The organism is Enterococcus sp. LJL51 (assembly GCF_054871795.1).
Window position 1 is genome coordinate 150,379 of record NZ_JBTXLW010000005.1, and the last position, 17,947, is coordinate 168,325.

Consider the following 17,947-nt stretch of genomic DNA (forward strand, 5'->3'; position numbering starts at 1 on the left):
CCTTTATCAATAACTACTCTGAAAAAGCTTTTTTCCTTTCATTCCTGCTAAGCTGAACAAGTCATTTCAAATCAGATAAACAACTCTCCCAATATGGCTATTTCGCTAGAATCATTAGCATAGCCGGTCAACAGCTTTCTTAGCTGAAGCTTTTCAGCAGCGGTAAACTGGACGAAAAAATGGCGGTTCCATTCCTTATACCAGCTTTGGATTCGCCTTTGAATAGCCTCTTGAATAGCGTCATTCAGGGCACAAGGGTACAGTTCAAATAAAATCAGCAGGTATTCTTTTCTGGGACTGCTCGTCAGCAAATTTAAAATACTTTGCTGGCAATAAAAATTTGCTGTTTGCTGAAACTGATTCATTATATCTCCTTTAATAGCAGGAGTATAAATAGCCCTCAATCCCTCGATCGCCTTTTGCCGTACTTCCCTAGAGCAATCCGCAAGACCTTGATAAAAGAGCGGGACTTGTTCCAGAGGTGATAAGCAAACTGCCCAATCAAGAACCGCTGTACGGATTTTCTTCCTAGAATCGTTTTGTTTTTTTCTCATCTGCTCTTCATCACGAGGGTCCCTCAGCATTGCCAGCCCCTGCAGTGCTGTCACTTCATTTGTTTCAAGATGCTGATGATAATACGTGCGGATATTCATGTCAGGAAACTGTTTGACCACATAATCTCTGATCAAATAACGGATACTTTTGGCACTATCCAATAGCCTAGGAATCATCGTTTCCTCTTTTTCCAAATGGCTGTAACTCCATTCGCTTGCGAGCTTTCGAAGAATTGTTTGAGGATGAGACAACAGCTGTCTAATCTGTTCTTCCTGATGCTCGGTTATTTCAATCAGAGCTTTGAAGCTTCTCGCTAAAGTCACTTTATCAGACTTGTTCAGTCCATTATGGATGCTCTCCATTTTCGTTTCCTCATCTGCTGAAAACCCTAGTTCAAAAGCATAGCGGTAAATAAAGACATCCTCTGACTGCTGAGCTCTTAAGAGTATTTTCGGCTTTGTCAATAACACCTGGACTAGTCGTTGCTGTAATTCTATGTTCTCTTTGTGCCCTAATCCTGAGAGCCGCTGAATAAAGGGCAGGCAGTATTCCCAGTCCTCCTCACAGCAGGTGTCCAGTCGACTTAAAGCTACCAGAGCCATTTGACGAAGCTCCGGCACATTATCATTGAGCGTCATTAATAAAAATACCACTTTACGCTTTAGCGGCCATTCTACAAGCTTCTCCCAAGCCAGCTCACGAATATAACCATTGGGATGAGCTGTCAGCCAGAGCCAAAAAGAGCCGGAATCCTTCTCATTAATCCTTTTAAGCTGTTTTTTATCTAAATTCAGCCACTGCCATTTATCTGTTTTATAGTAGGAGAATGCTCTTAGTTCCTTATAAGTATCTAATAGAGCCTTAGGTGTTAATGTATGTAAACAGCTAGTCAGCACAGCGAAATAATTCTGATGATTTTTATAATCCAACCGCAGCTTGTAGCAATAATACTTAATCATTTCTCCACTGGAATGTGTGCTCATTTGTTGATTAAAACGCTGAATTTGATGTTCCTTTTGTTTCATCTTATCCTTTTCCCTCCCTTTTATTTTAATTGAAACAGTGCTGTCTCATAACCTGCTTCTTCTACATTTTTTATGTATGCTGCTTTCTTTTTATAGTAGGTTACCAGTTTTTCATTCCCTGCCCAGCAGTCAAAATAAACCTCTTTTTGCTCAAATTCTCCTTTGTTTTGAGCAAAGGCAAACAGTCTGTCTAGTATCCCCTGACCTTGATATTCTGGATGAATGGCTATCTTTCCAATGAATAAAACTGGCGCATCAAAATGATGCGCATGAAAATTTTCCATTTCTGAAATGCTCATACTCCCAATAATCCGTTCTGATTTTTTTAGAAGAAACAGCATCGGTAGAATATTTTCAATCTGCTGCTCTGTCCAGGGATAACGCCACTGTTGAATACCTCTTTTTATCAGCTTATCTGTTACTTGGTTGTACAGACAAACAAGTTTAGGTACATCTGTTTTCTCTGCTTTTTTAATCATCCTTTTCTCTCCTCATTCGTTTCCCCTATACCTGTTCTTCTCATTATACCTGATAAATAAGCGCTAATTACAGCTCTTTTAGTTGATGCACCTTTGCAGCTCTGCAAAAAAAAGAAACCGAAGCAGCTAAATTTGGGCTTCGGTTTCTTTCTGCTATTCAATTATTTCATCCTTACTTAGTCAGGATGGCTTCCTGTTCAGCGGGATAAAACGGGATGATTTCTTCATCTGGAATCACAGGTGTACCATAACGGAAGTAGCTGTGTGGCAGGCTGGCACCATACCAAATGATTGCCTTTTCTGCATCTGTCAGCTTCCACTCAACTGGTTCAAAGGTTGGATCAAAAATTAAATATCCTGTATCTCCAAACAGCTCAATCCGATTACCTCCTGGTTCAATAACATACATGCATTTAGCTTGAGAAACACCATGCTTCAGCGGACCAGCTTCAATGGGGATACCCAATTCTGTTAAAGCATCAGATAGATATTCTAAATCTTGAGGATCACCAAACCAATAGGCAATATGGTGAAGACGACCCGGTTCCGCTTTATCCAACATTCCATCAGCCATAAAAGCAATTTCATGAACAAGCGGCGATACTGACAGCCAAGCAGCTCCTTTTCCGCCATCTTCTTTAGCTAAATATTCACGAACCTTAAAGCCAAGATGTTCCGTAAAGAATTCGACATTTTTATCTACACTTTTAGATAGACAGTTCATATGATCTAATCGGCGAACAGGAACACCTGTAAGCGGACGACGTTGAGGACGGTTATTTAGTTTTGATTTTAATTCTTCCGGCGCAACATAATAGTCTACATCGAAGAAAATTTCAAACAAATGATTATCTGGACTAGTAAATTCATACGCTTTTCCTCTGCCAAAAGCCGGTTCCACCCAGCCTTTCCCCTCAGGAAGATTGGAAAGAACTGCTACTCTCCGTTCTAGGGCTGCCTGACTAGTTGCACGCCAGCTGGCTTTTGCAAGTCCTGCTTCATGATGAGGCGTTAGCTTCATACTGTATTGATAAGGATCTTCATACGCCCGCATATATACAGAGCCTGCTTCATCGCGATTGACGACAATCATCCCCATGATTTCAAAAAACTTAACAGATTCTTCCAGTTTTGGAGTATAAAGATTTACCATGGCCAGCTGCGCTACTTCAAATAATGGTTCTACCTGTGTATTTGTCATATTCTTGTTCTCCTTTTCCTTTTATCTTTTTAGTTTTTTTGCAGACACTCCGCCAATTCCCCAGTGGGTTTTCGGCACCTCAGAAACGATTACACGAACATTTTGTTTCGGCACTTCTAAAACGCTTTCAATTGTTTCCGTTACTTCAGCGATCAGCCTCTCTATTTTTTCTTCTGACCGTCCCTCCATGATTTCAATATGAATGAGTGGCATATGCTCCCTCCTGAACTATTTCATAAATAGGCGTACTTCACCTAATGTTTCACCAAATTTAACTTCTACATAATCACCAGAAGAAACGGCAACTGCCTCTGTTAAACCGCCAGTCAAAATGGGTTCTCCCGGCTTTATAGCTTCTCCTTTTTCCGCCAGCATATTTGCCAGATAGGCAACTGATTCTGCTGGATGATTTAGAACAGCTGCACCGGCACCAACAGTCTTTACCTCACCATTAATCTGTAGGACAACCCCGATAGTTTCAAGATCTATGCCTTTTGGACTAATCAGATGAGTACCGAATACAGCACCAGCGGCAGACGTATTATCTGCAACAACATCTGTCATCGTAAAATTAAAGTTTAAATAGCGGCTGTCGATAATTTCTATTGCCGGAAAAACAGCTTCTGTTGCTTCGAGAACGGCTTCTTTTGTAACACCAGGACCCTTTAGCTCTTTTTTTAAAATAAAACCAATCTCCGGTTCTACTTTAGGATGAATATAATCCGCCATTTCCGCAGTGCCCCCATCTGGAACAACCATCGTATCAAATACATAGCCATAAATCGGATCTGAAACATTCATTTGCTGAAGCTTGGCTAGACTAGTCAGTCCCATTTTCGGCCCAACAATTTTTTCACCTCTATCCAGTCTTCGCTTGATGAGCGCTGCCTGAATCTGATATGCTTCAGCCATTGTTAATTTGGGATAAAGTTTCTCGGTAATTTTAAGAATCTCATAGTTTTCGTCTTGAGCATTTAAAACATAATCGACCAGCTCATTTCTTTTCTTGCCATCCAACAATTCTTCACCTCCGATTTATTTTTTCTCCATTAATTTTTTTGCGGTATCAATAATCATATCTTCCTGACCGCCAACAACCTTCTGCCGGCCTAACTCAATCAGGATATCCCGAGGGTCAATTCCATATTTTTCCCCTGCACGTTGTGCATGCAGCCTGAAACTGGAGTACACTCCTGCGTAGCCTAATGTTAAACTTTCTTTAGTAATTTCCTGGGGCACTTGCAGCAGCGGTGCAACAACAGCTTCGGCGGCATCCATAATTTTGTATAAATCGATACCTGTTTTAACCCCCATTTTTTCTAAAGCAGCAACCAGTACCTCTGTCTGTGTATTGCCGGCACCAGCACCTAAAGCACGAATACTGCCATCAATTCTTGTTGCTCCAGCTCGAATGGCTTCCAAGGTATTGCCCATTGCCAAGCCAAGATTGTTATGGGCATGAAAGCCGACTTCTACAGACAATGCGGATTTTAAAGCAGAAATTCGTTCATATACCTGCTGCGGCAGCAATGCTCCAGCAGAGTCGGTCATATAAACTGCTTGAGCACCATAGCTTTCCATCAGCTTAGCCTGTTCGACCAGCTTGTCGACTGGAGCCATATGCGCCATCATTAGAAAGCCAATGGTTGTCATGCCTAATTTCCGAGCCTCCTGAATATGCTGAGCTGAGACATCTGCTTCGGTTACATGGGTTGCCACTCTTACCAGAGAGGCACCGAGTGCATGTGCCCGCTTCAATTCATGAAGGGTCCCTATCCCGGGCAGCAACAGCACACCGATTTTAGAATACTCTGCGGTTTCCACTGCCGCTTGAATCAGCTTAAACTCATCAACTTTAGACAAACCATACTGTAGCGTACTGCCGCCTAAACCATCGCCATGAGACACTTCAATATATGGAACCCTGGCTTGATCCAAGGCGCGAACAACGTCTCTTACTTGTTCCTCAGTAAAACTATGCTTAACTGCGTGACTGCCGTCTCTCAAGGCAACCTCTGTGATAATTACATCTAAATCTTCATTCAAGATTATCCCTCCTTCATTGATTATTTTTGACAATTTCCTCTGCAACCTGGATAGCAGCTGAGGTCATAATATCCAAATTCCCGGCATAAGGAGGCAGAAAGTCCCCGGCACCTTCTACTTCGATAAAAACAGTGACTTCATTTCCGTCAATAATTGGCTCTGAACGTAAATGATAGCCTGGTACATATGCCTGTACCTCTCTTACTCGATCATTGATAGCTGCTGTGATAGCTGCTTCATTTACTTCACCATCTACTAATACTCGAACCGTATCACGCATAAGAATAGGCGGATCAGCCGGATTTAAGATAATGATTGCCCGGCCCTTTTCAGCTCCGCCGATTTCTTCGATGGCTTTGCTAGTAGTTTCTGTAAACTCATCAATATTTGCTCGAGTTCCCGGTCCGGCACTTTTGCTGGAAATCGTTGCCACTATTTCCCCATATTTTACAGGAGCTACCTTTCCAATTGCTGCAATAATCGGTACTGTGGCTTGTCCGCCGCAAGTAACCATATTGATGTTTTTCTCATGAATGTGTTTTTTTAAATTCACTGGAGGAATCACGAAAGGTCCTATAGCAGCTGGAGTGAGATCCAGCATCCATTTTTCCAGTTGGCCAGCAACCTCCCAATTATGAATATGAGCATTTGCAGATGTAGCATCAAACAAAATATCGGCTGATTCCGGTGCTTCTTCAGCCCATTGGTCAATTCCGCCTGTAAAAGTCTTCAACCCATGTGCTCGAGCTCTTTTCATGCCTTCTGACTGGTCATCAATTCCAATCATTACTGCAGGTTCAATCCACTCTGAACGCAGCAGCTTAATCATCAGGTCACTGCCAATATTTCCCGAACCAATAATTCCAGCTTTTAACTTCTCCATCACCTTACCTCCTTCTTTAAAAGCGCACTGCTACATTTCCCAGCTGATTGAACTTTATTTCAAAATAGTCGCCTTCCTCTGCTGGTATTGCTGCAGATAAAGCCCCGGAAAGAATCACTTCTCCTTTTTCCAGCTGGATATCATAAGCTGCTAGCTTATTGGCCAGCCATACCACTCCGTTAATCGGATTATCCAGACAGGCAGCTCCAGCTCCGGTGTTCTGCAGCTTACCGTTTTTATAAAGAGCCATACCTGTTAGCCGCAAGTTTATTTCTTTCAAAGAGAATTTTTTTGTACCTAAAACATATAGACCTGATGATGCATTATCTCCCACTGTATCCTGTAAGGTTAGCTTCCAGTCCTTAATTCGGCTGTCGACAATTTCAATGGCCGGCGTAATATAATCCGTTGCCTGAATGACATCCAATGCGGTCACTTTGGGGCCCTTCAAAGCTTCTTTTAATACGAAAGCAATTTCTCCTTCTACTCGAGGCTGAAGGACTTGTTTCGATTGAACCTTGCCCCCGTTGATAATTTCCATACTATCAAGAAGATGCCCATAGTCAGGCTCGGATACTCCTAAAGAATCCTGCATTGCCGTAGAAGTTAGACCAATCTTTTTTCCTGTAATTTTATTGCCGGCTGCGAGTTGTTTACTGATGGTTTTCAATTGAACCTGGTAAGCTTCTTCAACACTCAACTGAGGAATCAGTTCTGTCAACGGCTGAACACCACCATTTTTTTTGGAAGATGCCAAATGCTCAGATAATTGTGCTGCATTGAAAATCATTTCTCTTCCTCCCGTCATAACTTAACAGTGATATTTGTCAGCTCTGTGTAAAAATCAAAGCTGTGTGCACCACCTTCACGTCCAATTCCGCTATGCTTCATACCACCAAACGGTGTCCGTAAATCTCTTAGGAACCAAGTGTTAATCCAAACGATACCAGCCTCAATCTCTGCTGCTATCCGGTGAGCCTGTTTCAAATCCTGCGTCCACATCGTTGCTGCTAGACCATAGGTTGTATCGTTTACTTGTTTCAAAACCTCTTCTTCTGTTTCAAAAAGCAGAATGGTTATAACAGGACCAAATATCTCTTCTCTAACACAGCGTGAATCTTTATCCAAACCAACAATAATCGTTGGATCAATAAAATAACCTGGTGCGTTCGGAGTTGCTCTTCCCCCAGTTAAAAAAGTCCCTTGTTCTTCCTTAGCAATCTCTAAGTAGCTCAAAACTTTGTTGTAGTGTTCTTCACTGACAACCGAACCGACAAAGGTTTCATCTGCTAATGGATCGCCTATTTTAAGCTCCTTCGTACGTTTTACCAGTTTGTCTACAAATTCATCATAGACTCCTTTTTGTACGTAAACTCTAGAACCGCAGAGACAAACCTCACCCTGATTTAAAAAGCTGGAACGTATTGAAGTTTCCACTGCATCTTCAATATCTGCGCTGTCAAAAATGATATTGGGATTTTTCCCGCCAAGCTCAAAAGACAATTTTTTTAGTGATGGTGCAGAAGCTTTCATAATTGCTGTTCCAGTGATTGTTTCTCCAGTAAAAGCGATTGCGTCAACATCCTGACTGTCTGACAATGCTGCTCCAGCTTCGCCAAACCCATGAACCAGATTGACAACTCCCTTTGGAATACCAGCGTCCGTACATATTTCAGCAATAACCGTTGCGGTCATCGGGGTTACCTCAGACGGCTTCATTACGACTGTATTTCCGGCAGCTAAAGCCGGCGCCAGCTTCCAGGTCATCAGCAGCAGCGGCAGATTCCAAGGATTAATCAAGCCGACTACACCAACAGGTTTTCTCACTGCATAATGCAGCGCGACTTCATCCTGCTGGTAGCTTTCCTGTCCAATCGTAGTCATATAATCCGCAAAAAAATGGAAGTTGTGAGCAGCCCGCGGAATATCCAGCGTCTTAGATAGCCACAATGGTTTGCCTGTGTCCAATGTCTCCAGCATGGCCAGCTCATCAAGCCTTTCAAGAATTAAATCACCAACTTTTCTTAAAATTTTTGAACGTTCACGCATAGGCATTTTTTTCCACTCGCCATCTTTGGCTCGTTTTGCTGCGGTGATTGCCTTATCAACGTCTTCTTTACTTCCTTTTGCCACAGTTCCCAGCTTCTCTTTAGTAGCAGGATTACTATTTTCAAAAACAGCACCGTTAATCGAATCAACATATTTCCCATCAATATAATGTCGGCAGTCGATACCCGTTTGATTATTTTTTTGTGTCATTAGACGTTCCCCCTTCGTTCTTTCTTGCTCTTATCTTATGGGAAAGCAGTTAAAAGACCCAGCTCTCAGTTCCTCTATGAGCAACAAACTTTAAATTCCTTGTAATTATGTTTATAATCCAAGAAAAGATAGCGTTTTCATTTTTTTTTTTTTAAATATCTGTTCCGTATACAAGAACAAGCCAAAGGAGGAGAATTACTTATGAGCAGTGAACTACAATCTGTAAAGAATGCCTTGCTTATTCTAAAATGTTTTTCCGCTGATCAGCCAAAGCTGAGAGTCACAGAGCTCAGTGAACGGACCGGTCTAGCCAAAAGCACAGTCAGCCGCAGTTTAACTACCTTAGCTTCAGAAGGCTTTATCAAGAAAGCTTCGGACAATCAATCTTATATGCTTGGCTTATCAATTATTAACCTTGCCGGTGTAGCACTAAGCGCCATGCGCATCCAGCAAGAGGTATCTCCTGCGCTGAGCCAGCTAGTCGTACGAACAGGTGAAAGCAGTCATATCGCCATTTTAGACGGGCTGGATACTGTTTATATCCAAAAAGAAGAATCCATCACTCATACAAAAATTCAAACTCACTTAGGAAAACGAAATCCTTCCCATGCAACCAGCTCCGGTAAAATTCTACTGGCATTCCAAGAACAAAGCTTTCAGGAAAAATACTTCGATATGCCGTTAAATGCCTTTACACCACAAACGATAACCAATCCCTTTCAATTAAGAGAGGAACTGAAAAAAGTAAAAAAAGCCGGCTTTGCCTACAGTAAAGATGAATTAACAGAAGGAGTTTCTTCTTTAGCTGCTCCGGTTTGGGATTATTCCGGCTCTGTTGTAGCTTCCTTAGGAATCGTCGGAGCAACGACCCGGTTCTCTACGAAGAAAATCAGAGAGTTTGTTCCCTTAATCATTGATGCCTCAAAAGCTGCTTCTGAGAATCTAGGTTTTCGAAGATAAGAGAAAGTCTGGAAAATTATTATTTATATCCCAGACTTCTCTTTACCAATAAAAACACAGCTGTAAAAGGAGGCACTTATTTCTCCCCTTTTACAGCTGTGTTTAATTCTACATTCAATAATGAACTACGGCTGCTCACCAGCCTATTTTAAAATTTTCTATTCCTTTACCGATAGATACCTTCTTTTGGCGTAAATGCTGGTATCTCTAAATTTGTTTCATAGAGATAACCAATATAATTTCCCAACATATCATACAGGTCATCCTTAACATAGGCAAACAACGCGGAATCCTCAGCAAACATCTCCTCATCAGAAATATGCCCTTCGTGGTATTGTTCTGTCCGCTCACCGATTTCCTTTAAAGTCGTTACTGCTTCTAAAATCCTCTGCTTGTCTTTTAAAGGCACTGCAGGATCTTGTGTCAACTCTTCTCCGATAAAATCACAAAAATAGGAAAAATTGCTATCCCAGTTAATATTTCCATTATTTTGGGCTTCCCAACGCAGCTTTTCTACCTGACGCAGCAGCTCTCCATACAGATGAGTAGACTGTCCTTGGGCAGGAATATACAGCCGCCAGATTTTTTGACAAACTTTCTTGTAGCTGCCAATCGAAATTTTTGCTTCTTCTATTTGTCCAACTTTCCAGAACCAGTGCAGCCGTCGATTTAAGACTTCTACAGCCTTTCTCACCTGTTCAGCGTATTCAACTGGTAAAACAGCTAACTGGTAAGAATCGGACTCTGAATCAAGGCAGACAAGCACTAATTGGTCTGGCATTGCTTCTTTCAGCTGCTGAAAAAATTCAGGCGCCATGGCTTCCGTATCAATAATTTTAGTATGGTCTAAAGACAGGTTATATTTTTTTAAAATTTCGTCAACAAAATAGACAAAATCTTCTGCGTCTTCTTTCCAATCAATCTCAGTCAGGTAGCCGCATGCCTTTAGGACCCAGTTCAGCTTGTCCCACAGGGATGTACCATCATATTCTTCAACCAGCTCAGAAACCGTCAGTTGTTCAATAAAGCCCTGAGACAAGAATAGCTGGTAATGTTCAAAAAATGCCTGCGTATCATTCAGAGCCAGTGTCATCCCAGAAACTGCCTGTTGATTACGCTGAGTGAACCAGCCGGCTAAGTCAATATATGCCTGTTTCTGATTCTTTGCTTGTTTATCTGCAATGGCTTGAATACTTTCAGCCACTTTTGACAGTTCATGCTTTGAAAGGTCTTGAAAAATCCTAAGCTCTTTTTCTTTGCTAATTTCTGTTGTTTTTATATTAGATATTGGTTTCAAATCAATCTCAATTGGTTCTGATTTTCTTCCAAATATTCGTTTAAAAAATCTCATACCTTGCGCCCCTTTTCTTTCTTCATTTGATTTTATCATATTAAATGACGTTAAAGTACCTAATTTTTTTCTTTTTGGCAGTTTTTCAATGTTTTTTTATAGTTAAATGAGTTCTCTTCTCATTATTTTCACATCTTTTAGGTTGACAGGTCTTTTTTATTCCAGTATAGTGTTCTCAATAACAAAAATGCTTTGAAAAGAAGAGTACATACTGATGATTTTTTAAGAGAGTCCTGAATGGTGAGAAGGGATAAATGAAGCAGTTTGGAAGATGGTCTTTGAGCAAGCAGCTGCGAGTCCTTGATTAGCAGCTGACGGGAATGCCCGTTACAGCATCACAGTATCGATGACAAAAACAGGAACATCTGTACTGATTGAGGCTGTACTTCCGTAAGGAAACAGTAAATAAAGGTGGTAACACGGAGAATCTAACTCCCGTCCTTTTTCTGCATAACGTAGAAAAAGGGCGGGAGTTTTACTTTGAATCACTACGATTGCGTAAGCAGAGTAGATGATGAAAAGCATGCTGTAAATCACAATGAGTTATACGAATTGATGATGCACAGTACAAGGCGATTGCTTTGAGCGTTGTAACCTTTTCTTTACCACACCATGGAAAGGAATTTCTTGCTCAAGAATCATGGAACTACCTAAACGGTTTCATGAATTGACTGAATAGGAGCTTCTGATAGTTTGAATACAAGTTATATTGCATGTACTCCTCTTTTCCATCTTAGGGATTATTACTGGCACGAGAACTCTCTTCAGGCACATTTTTTTGTTAATAAAAAATAAAGGAGAAATGACAAATGAAAACATGGAAAAAATTAATTACAGGAATTATAGCTACGGGAATTTTATTATCTTTATCTGCCTGCGGTTCATCAGCTGCAAAGAAAGACGGAGCAGATGCTGCTAAAGAAACGGAAGAATTTGTGATTGGCGTTGCTCCTGGTCCTTACGGAGAAATGGCATCAGAGGTTATTTCTCCATTGTTAGAAAAACAAGGATTTAAGTTGACAACTAAGCAGTTCAATGACTACGTTCAGCCAAACAAAGCATTGGATACTGGACAAATCGATGGTAATCTTTTTCAGCACACTGCTTATTTAGAAAAATTTTCTTCTGATAATAATCTTTCCTTAACCGCCTTAGACAGGGTACCAACGCTAGGCATGGGAATTTATTCAAAGAAGCTTGATAGTCTAAACGATTTAAAAGATAAATCAACAGTGGCGATTGCCAGCGATGCTTCTAATCTTGCGCGTACTTTGCAGCTTTTAGAAGCCAATGACTTGATTACTTTAAACAAAGAGGTTGATGAAACAAAAGCCACTGTTAGCGACATTGCAGAAAATCCTAAAAATCTCGAATTTAAGACATTGGACGCGGCTCAGCTGGCTCGTTCACTGGATACGGTTGATTTAGCATTAGTTCCCGGAAACTTTGCCTGGGCAGCTTCTTTAGACCCTGCCGATGCACTTGCCCTTGAATCATTGAAGGAAGAATACAAAAATGTTTTTGTTGTTCGTAGTGATGAAGCCGACTCGGAATTTGGCAAAGCCGTAAAAGCAGTGTTAAGCAGTCAGGAATTCAAAGATGGCATTGCTGATTCTCCTTTCAAGGATTTTGACAAGCCAGCTAGCTGGACAGATAAGTAGGCCAGCGCTATGACAAAAATTGAAGTTAATCATTTAACGGTAGCCTTTAATCAAAAAAAGCAAACAGTCAAGGCAGTAGATGACGTTTCTTTTCAGGTGAAAAGCGGTGAAATTTTTGGAATAATTGGATTAAGCGGTGCTGGGAAAAGTACCTTAATTCGTACGCTGAACCTCCTACAGCTTCCCTCTGAAGGAACGATAAAAATCAATGGAGAAGATATCACCACACTGAATACTCAAGGTATTCGAAAAATCAGACAGAAAATTGGGATGATTTTTCAGCATTTCAATTTAATTCAAAACCGAACGATAGCTGAAAATATTGCTTTTTCATTAAAAGCTGGGGATTATCCTAAAGACAAGCAAGCAGAGAGAATTGACGAGCTGTTAAAACTTGTTGATTTAGCTGATAAAAAGCACAGCTATCCGAATAATCTTTCCGGTGGTCAAAAACAGCGGATTGGTATTGCCCGTGCATTAGCGAATGATCCGGAAATTCTCCTTTGCGATGAAGCTACCAGTGCATTGGATGTGGAAACAACGGAAGAAATATTAAAGCTTTTGGAAAAGATCAATCAGGAAATGGGGATTACAATCGTCTTTATTACCCATGAATTGGAAGTAGCCAAGCGGTTGTTTCAACGTATTGCTGTCATGGAAAACGGCAAGATAGTTGAGCAAAGCTCTACATTTGAACTTTTCGCTCAACCACAATCGGCAATTGCAAAGAAATTAGTCAGCCGCTTCTTTAATCTGACAATTCCAAATCAGTTGAAAAATACACTAAATCAAGGAACCTTGTTGGAACTTCGCTATCAGGGAACCGCTGCATTAGATCCTTTAATTTCAGAAATTTCAAAAAAATTTGATGTACTGATTGGTATTACTCATGGAAAAATCGAGTATATCCAAAACGACGTAATTGGCATTTTATTTGTTTATCTTACTGGAACAGATAGTGCCATTGCAGCTGCTGTTGCTGAAATTCAGAAGCATGTCCACAGTCTGAAAATTTTAAACGAGGAGGCGAGTTCATGGAAAGTACGCTAAGCATCTTACAGGAACATTTACCTAAAGCTCTGGCTGACACAGGCTTGATGGTTGCTGTTTCCACTGTTGTTGGCATTTTGTTTGGGACACTGATCGGTCTGCTGCTCTTTTTTACAAGCAGTCCGTTATTTGCTAAACGTCCAGTTATTAATAGTATTGCCGGCTTTTTAGTAAACGGACTTCGCTCACTACCTTTTCTGATTTTATTAGTTGTTTTAATTCCGTTTCTCGCACTGCTTTTTGGTGATCCTTATACACCATTGGGTGGAGCTGCGGCCCTATCAATCGCTGCCATCCCGTTTTTTGCACGTATCGCTGAGGGTGCATTTGCAGAAATTAATCATGGCATTCTTGAGGCTGCTGTTGCTTCCGGAGCGGGACCCGGTCTGATTATTCGGGAAGTGATTCTCCCGGAAAGCCTGCCTGCTCTCGTACGGGGAGTCGTCTTAACAATTATCAGTCTGCTTGGTTACTCAGCCATGGTCGGAACAATTGGGGCAGGCGGCATCGGCGATTTAGCAATTCAATACGGCTATTATCGCTATGAAACTCTTGTGTTAGTAATCATCATTGTCCTACTGATTATTTTCGTTCAATTGATTCAATGGCTAGGTGACCGTCTAGCGGAGCACCTGACAAAATAACCACAAACAGAAAACCATCTTTCCCCAAATAAATATGGATTGAAATCGAAACTAGAAAACGCTGAAAATCAAGGATAAATTCTGCTTGATTTTCAGCGTTTAATGCTTTTTTTAAGTTTTTAAAGAAAGCACCCATCTATAAATGGATGACCCCCTGATGGAGCGTCTTCTCTATCGACTTCTTTTCATTCTGCAGCATACTGCTCCAATATCCCTTCCAACTTTTGAACAACAAACTCAACAAGCTCTCTTGGTTCCTTAATCACTGCTTCCCTGCCAAGCATAATCAAATATTCAGCCGTATAGGGGATATCCCGCTGATCAATCGTCAATTCAAGTCTCCTGCCTTTCTCATCAGATAGTACTCCTTTAGAAAGGTATCGATTTTCTAAACAACGTTTCAGACCTATTGCCGTCAGTTCAACCAACATCTTTACCGGCTCCTTCGGTTCATATTCTTTATTCAGTTCTTTCAATGTCAAATTTGTCTGATTTTGTTCAGCAACTACCGTAACGGACTGAATCCGGTCAATCCGGTAGTGTCGCGGCTCTTTCCTCGCAGTATCAACTGCAAACAAATACCAGAACCCATTTGCTGCATAAATACCAATCGGTTCTAAAACCTTGACCGATAAAAATTGAGGTGAACGATACTTTATTTCTATCTGTTGTTTATTCATTGCTGCTGCCATCAAATCACTTAAAAAGGAATTTTCTACTACTTGTTTGGGCACTGCTAACTGGAAATGATCCTCCAAATGAAGGAGCTTATCCTGTAATTGCTTAGGAACTACCGATAAAAGCTTCTCACCAGCAGTAACTGTGTTCATTTGAAACGGAAACTCTTCATAGTTAGCCAAAGACTGTATTGCAAAATACAAGGAAATAATTTCGTTCTCCGTAAATAGAACCGGTGGTAAAACCTGATTGGCCAGCACTGTAAACCCGCCATTTCTTCCCTTCTTACTCTCCACATATAAACCTAAATCTGCTAAATCTGTGATATAACGGTAAACACTTCTTATGGATAACTGGAAGCGGTCAGCCAGTTCCTGTGCCGTAAACTCTTTCTTGTTTTGGATATACCACATCATCTCATAAATTGTCTGCTCTTTTTTCATCTTTTTCCCTCTTTATACTTTAATATGACATTTTTTGTCATATTCATTTTATATACTTATAGAGTAAAGGAGGAATGACTATGAGTCAAATTAAAATTAGAGGTGCTCGTACTAGAAATTTGAAAAATATTGATGTAACTATTGAAAAACATCAAATTAATGTCTTTGCCGGTGTGTCCGGCTCTGGAAAATCATCATTAGTGTTCAATACTATAGCAGCTGAAGCACAACGGCAGATGAATGAAACATATCCAAGCTATGTGAGAAATCGAATGCCTCATCTTCCCGTTCCGGAAGTCGATCTTATCGAAAATCTTTCACCTGCTGTGATTGTTAATCAGAAGCCAATGGGAGACAACAGCCGTTCTACAGTAGGAACAGCAACCGATATCAATCCAACCCTGCGACTTCTTTTTTCACGTTTTGGCCAGCCGTTCGTCGGTTATTCAGATGTGTTTTCTTTTAACAACCCGGCAGGAATGTGCCCCACCTGTCAAGGTATGGGTCTAACGACTACTTTTAAAGTGGAGGAATTATTGAATCCTGAACAATCTCTAAATGAAGGAGCAATCTGCTTTGATACGTTCGAGCCAGGAAGCTACCGTTGGAAACGATATGTGGATTCAGGACTTTTTGACAACAATAAAAAGATTAAAGATTTTTCTGAGGAGGAACTTGAGCTTCTGCTCTACTCACCAGAGCTGAAACCGCCCCATCCATTACCTGGCTGGTATAAATCTTCTATGTATGAGGGAATTATTCCAAGAATCAAAAAGACGTTTATCCACATTACATCGAAGCAGCAAAAAAAATACCTCCCTGAAATTCAGCGGGTGATCACTCAAACCACCTGCCCGGATTGTCACGGGTATCGCCTAAATCAAAAAACTCTTTCCTGTCAATTAAACGGCAAGAACATCGGTGAATGTCTGGACATGCAGCTGGACGAGCTGAAATTGTTTTTGGAACAGCTGCAGCCTAAAGAAACTCGGCAAGTCACAGAAAAAATAATCCAGCAGCTGGATTATTTTTGTCAGGTTGGCTTAAACTACCTTAGCTTGTCGCGTGAAACCGGCACACTTTCTGGAGGAGAATCTCAGCGGATTAAACTGATTCGTTCAATCGGCAGCAGTCTATCTGATATGCTCTATATTCTCGATGAACCTAGCACAGGTTTGCATCCACAGGATATGCAGGCCATCGGACAACTGATACATGCAATCAAAGCAAAAGAAAACACGCTGCTCTTAATTGATCATGACCCTACAATCATTGAGCTGGCTGACACTGTTTATGAGTTAGGGCCTGGAGCAGGGCTTCATGGCGGCGAGCTGATTGGCCAGGGACCTTATACAGAATGGGCCGCTCGTCAAAAACAGCAGCCCAGCTTAAAAAGAGCAAAGCGGCCTGTCAGTAAAGAGAAATACTTCTTTGCAGAAAAGATTTCAAAAAATAACGTCGTTGAGGCCTCTGTAAAACTGCCGTTAAATCGACTTTTAGCAATCACTGGTGTAGCAGGATCTGGGAAAAGCTCTTTTGCAGAAGGTTTGCGGGAAAAGTATGGTGATTTGATTTTTTACGTTAATCAAAAACGGCTGCGTACAAGCAGCCGCTCCACTATGGCATCTTATATTGGTATTTTAGATGATATCCGCAAGCTGTTCAGCAAGGAAAATAAAGTGCCCGCTGGTTTATTCAGCTTTAACGGCAAAGGAGCCTGTCCAGTTTGTAAAGGGAAAGGATATATCGAAACTGAGCTTGCTTTCCTCGAAGCTGTACGAGCTGACTGCGAGCTGTGTCACGGTACAAAATTCAAACAGGAATCTCTTACTTATTTTTACCAAAGGAAATCAATTTCACAGGTATTGAGTTTATCTATTGAAGACAGCGAATCCTTCTTCAATAATCAGGAAAAAATCAGAAAGAAAATACACTGGCTAAATGAGATTGGCTTAGGTTACCTAACGCTCGGACAAACACTAGATACTCTATCCGGCGGTGAACTTCAGCGCTTGAAGCTTGCCTGCAATTTGGACTGTTCAAACAAAATCATTATTTTGGATGAACCAACCAGTGGTTTAAGCTATAAAGATACCCAAGCTCTTTTAAATGTATTTGAAGAGCTTCTGAATAAGAACAACACCCTATATGTAATCGAACACAACACTGCCATGATTCGCTTAGCAGACTGGATGATTGAATTCGGCCCTGGCTCTGGCAAAAACGGCGGACAAATTCTCTTTGAGGGAACACCTGAATCAGCTGTAAATCACCCTCGTTCAATTACAGGGCGCTATTTATCTGACTAAACATAAAAATAAAAACACCTCGATGATTTCAGTTTTCACTGAGTCCTTCGAGGTGTTTTTTAATCTATTAAGAGTTCCAGATAAGTCTCATTTGTGTGAAGTATCCGGAAACGAATCGTTGAACAAATCTGGTTCCCTGCAGTAGTACTGGTATCATCACAAGTGCCGCTAAAGCCAGAAGCAGGGATAAGGCAAAATTGAGAATCATAAAATGCTGCAGCCCAACTATAAAAGCTCCGACTACTAAGACTGGTGATACCGCAAACATTGCTAATGAGAACCAAGCACTTGCAAGCAATACATATACCGTAAACAACGCCCAAGAAGTAAATAATACATTAAACAAAACTACACCGATTTTTTTCATTTTTAAACATCTCCGTTCGCTTTTTTTATTAGTATA

17 protein-coding genes and 1 other annotated feature are annotated in these 17,947 nt (G+C 40.9%); of the genes, 5 read left to right on the forward strand and 12 right to left on the reverse strand.

Features of this window, described 5'->3' with window-relative positions:
- Positions 1-71: 71 nt before the first annotated feature.
- The 9 genes from ACYSNQ_RS07230 to ACYSNQ_RS07270 all read right to left on the reverse strand — a co-directional run bounded on the left by ACYSNQ_RS07230 (position 72) and on the right by ACYSNQ_RS07270 (position 8,448).
- Positions 72-1,580, reverse strand: a complete 1,509-nt coding sequence (locus ACYSNQ_RS07230) for a hypothetical protein (protein WP_426082222.1) — start codon at positions 1,578-1,580, stop codon at positions 72-74.
- A 20-nt stretch (positions 1,581-1,600) separates the two neighbouring features.
- Complete coding sequence (locus ACYSNQ_RS07235) at positions 1,601-2,059, reverse strand: GNAT family N-acetyltransferase (RefSeq protein WP_426082223.1); 459 nt, start codon at positions 2,057-2,059, stop codon at positions 1,601-1,603.
- Positions 2,060-2,231: 172 nt separating this feature from the next.
- Complete coding sequence (locus tag ACYSNQ_RS07240) at positions 2,232-3,260, reverse strand: VOC family protein (protein WP_426082224.1); 1,029 nt, start codon at positions 3,258-3,260, stop codon at positions 2,232-2,234.
- A 21-nt stretch (positions 3,261-3,281) separates the two neighbouring features.
- On the reverse strand, positions 3,282-3,473 hold the full coding sequence (locus tag ACYSNQ_RS07245) for a 4-oxalocrotonate tautomerase (RefSeq protein ID WP_426082225.1): 192 nt from the start codon (positions 3,471-3,473) through the stop codon (positions 3,282-3,284).
- Positions 3,474-3,488: 15 nt separating this feature from the next.
- Positions 3,489-4,280 (reverse strand): 2-keto-4-pentenoate hydratase, encoded by a 792-nt coding sequence (locus ACYSNQ_RS07250; RefSeq protein ID WP_426082226.1) that lies wholly within the window; start codon positions 4,278-4,280, stop codon positions 3,489-3,491.
- Positions 4,281-4,295: 15 nt separating this feature from the next.
- Entirely contained in the window at positions 4,296-5,306 is a 1,011-nt protein-coding gene (dmpG, locus tag ACYSNQ_RS07255; RefSeq protein ID WP_426082227.1) for a 4-hydroxy-2-oxovalerate aldolase, read from the reverse strand.
- 13 nt (positions 5,307-5,319) lie between these two features.
- Positions 5,320-6,189, reverse strand: a complete 870-nt coding sequence (locus ACYSNQ_RS07260; RefSeq protein ID WP_426082228.1) for an acetaldehyde dehydrogenase (acetylating) — start codon at positions 6,187-6,189, stop codon at positions 5,320-5,322.
- 16 nt (positions 6,190-6,205) lie between these two features.
- A complete protein-coding gene (locus tag ACYSNQ_RS07265; RefSeq protein WP_426082229.1) occupies positions 6,206-6,979 on the reverse strand; it encodes a 2-keto-4-pentenoate hydratase in 774 nt (257 codons plus the stop codon).
- Positions 6,980-6,993: 14 nt separating this feature from the next.
- Positions 6,994-8,448, reverse strand: a complete 1,455-nt coding sequence (locus ACYSNQ_RS07270) for an aldehyde dehydrogenase (protein WP_426082230.1) — start codon at positions 8,446-8,448, stop codon at positions 6,994-6,996.
- Positions 8,449-8,649: 201 nt separating this feature from the next.
- Here ACYSNQ_RS07270 and ACYSNQ_RS07275 point away from each other — a divergent pair, with 201 nt between their 5' ends.
- Complete coding sequence (locus ACYSNQ_RS07275; protein WP_426082231.1) at positions 8,650-9,408, forward strand: IclR family transcriptional regulator; 759 nt, start codon at positions 8,650-8,652, stop codon at positions 9,406-9,408.
- Between the two features lie 166 nt (positions 9,409-9,574).
- Here ACYSNQ_RS07275 and ACYSNQ_RS07280 read toward each other — a convergent pair whose 3' ends face one another.
- Positions 9,575-10,759 carry a DUF6630 family protein gene (locus tag ACYSNQ_RS07280; protein WP_426082232.1) on the reverse strand — a complete coding sequence of 395 codons (1,185 nt, stop codon included), beginning with the start codon at positions 10,757-10,759 and terminating at the stop codon, positions 9,575-9,577.
- 183 nt (positions 10,760-10,942) lie between these two features.
- Positions 10,943-11,205 (forward strand) — a binding site (T-box leader).
- 363 nt (positions 11,206-11,568) lie between these two features.
- Between ACYSNQ_RS07280 and ACYSNQ_RS07285 the strand changes: the two genes are divergently transcribed.
- Genes ACYSNQ_RS07285 through ACYSNQ_RS07295 form a run of 3 tightly spaced genes read left to right on the forward strand, consistent with a single transcriptional unit; the run spans position 11,569 to position 14,114 of the window.
- Complete coding sequence (locus tag ACYSNQ_RS07285; protein ID WP_426082233.1) at positions 11,569-12,420, forward strand: MetQ/NlpA family ABC transporter substrate-binding protein; 852 nt, start codon at positions 11,569-11,571, stop codon at positions 12,418-12,420.
- 9 nt (positions 12,421-12,429) lie between these two features.
- Complete coding sequence (locus ACYSNQ_RS07290; protein WP_426082234.1) at positions 12,430-13,470, forward strand: methionine ABC transporter ATP-binding protein; 1,041 nt, start codon at positions 12,430-12,432, stop codon at positions 13,468-13,470.
- Positions 13,455-14,114, forward strand: a complete 660-nt coding sequence (locus ACYSNQ_RS07295; RefSeq protein ID WP_426082235.1) for a methionine ABC transporter permease — start codon at positions 13,455-13,457, stop codon at positions 14,112-14,114. The genes ACYSNQ_RS07290 and ACYSNQ_RS07295 overlap by 16 nt, the downstream gene beginning before the upstream one ends.
- Positions 14,115-14,299: 185 nt before the next feature.
- Here the strand turns inward: ACYSNQ_RS07295 and ACYSNQ_RS07300 are convergent, their stop codons facing one another.
- Positions 14,300-15,235, reverse strand: a complete 936-nt coding sequence (locus tag ACYSNQ_RS07300) for a helix-turn-helix transcriptional regulator (protein ID WP_426082236.1) — start codon at positions 15,233-15,235, stop codon at positions 14,300-14,302.
- An 80-nt stretch (positions 15,236-15,315) separates the two neighbouring features.
- Between ACYSNQ_RS07300 and ACYSNQ_RS07305 the strand changes: the two genes are divergently transcribed.
- A complete protein-coding gene (locus ACYSNQ_RS07305; RefSeq protein WP_426082237.1) occupies positions 15,316-17,544 on the forward strand; it encodes an ATP-binding cassette domain-containing protein in 2,229 nt (742 codons plus the stop codon).
- Positions 17,545-17,611: 67 nt separating this feature from the next.
- Here ACYSNQ_RS07305 and ACYSNQ_RS07310 read toward each other — a convergent pair whose 3' ends face one another.
- The gene (locus tag ACYSNQ_RS07310) at positions 17,612-17,911 is read right to left on the reverse strand and encodes a DUF1700 domain-containing protein (protein WP_426082239.1); all 300 of its coding nucleotides are present in this window, start codon (positions 17,909-17,911) and stop codon (positions 17,612-17,614) included.
- Positions 17,912-17,947: the final 36 nt, after the last annotated feature.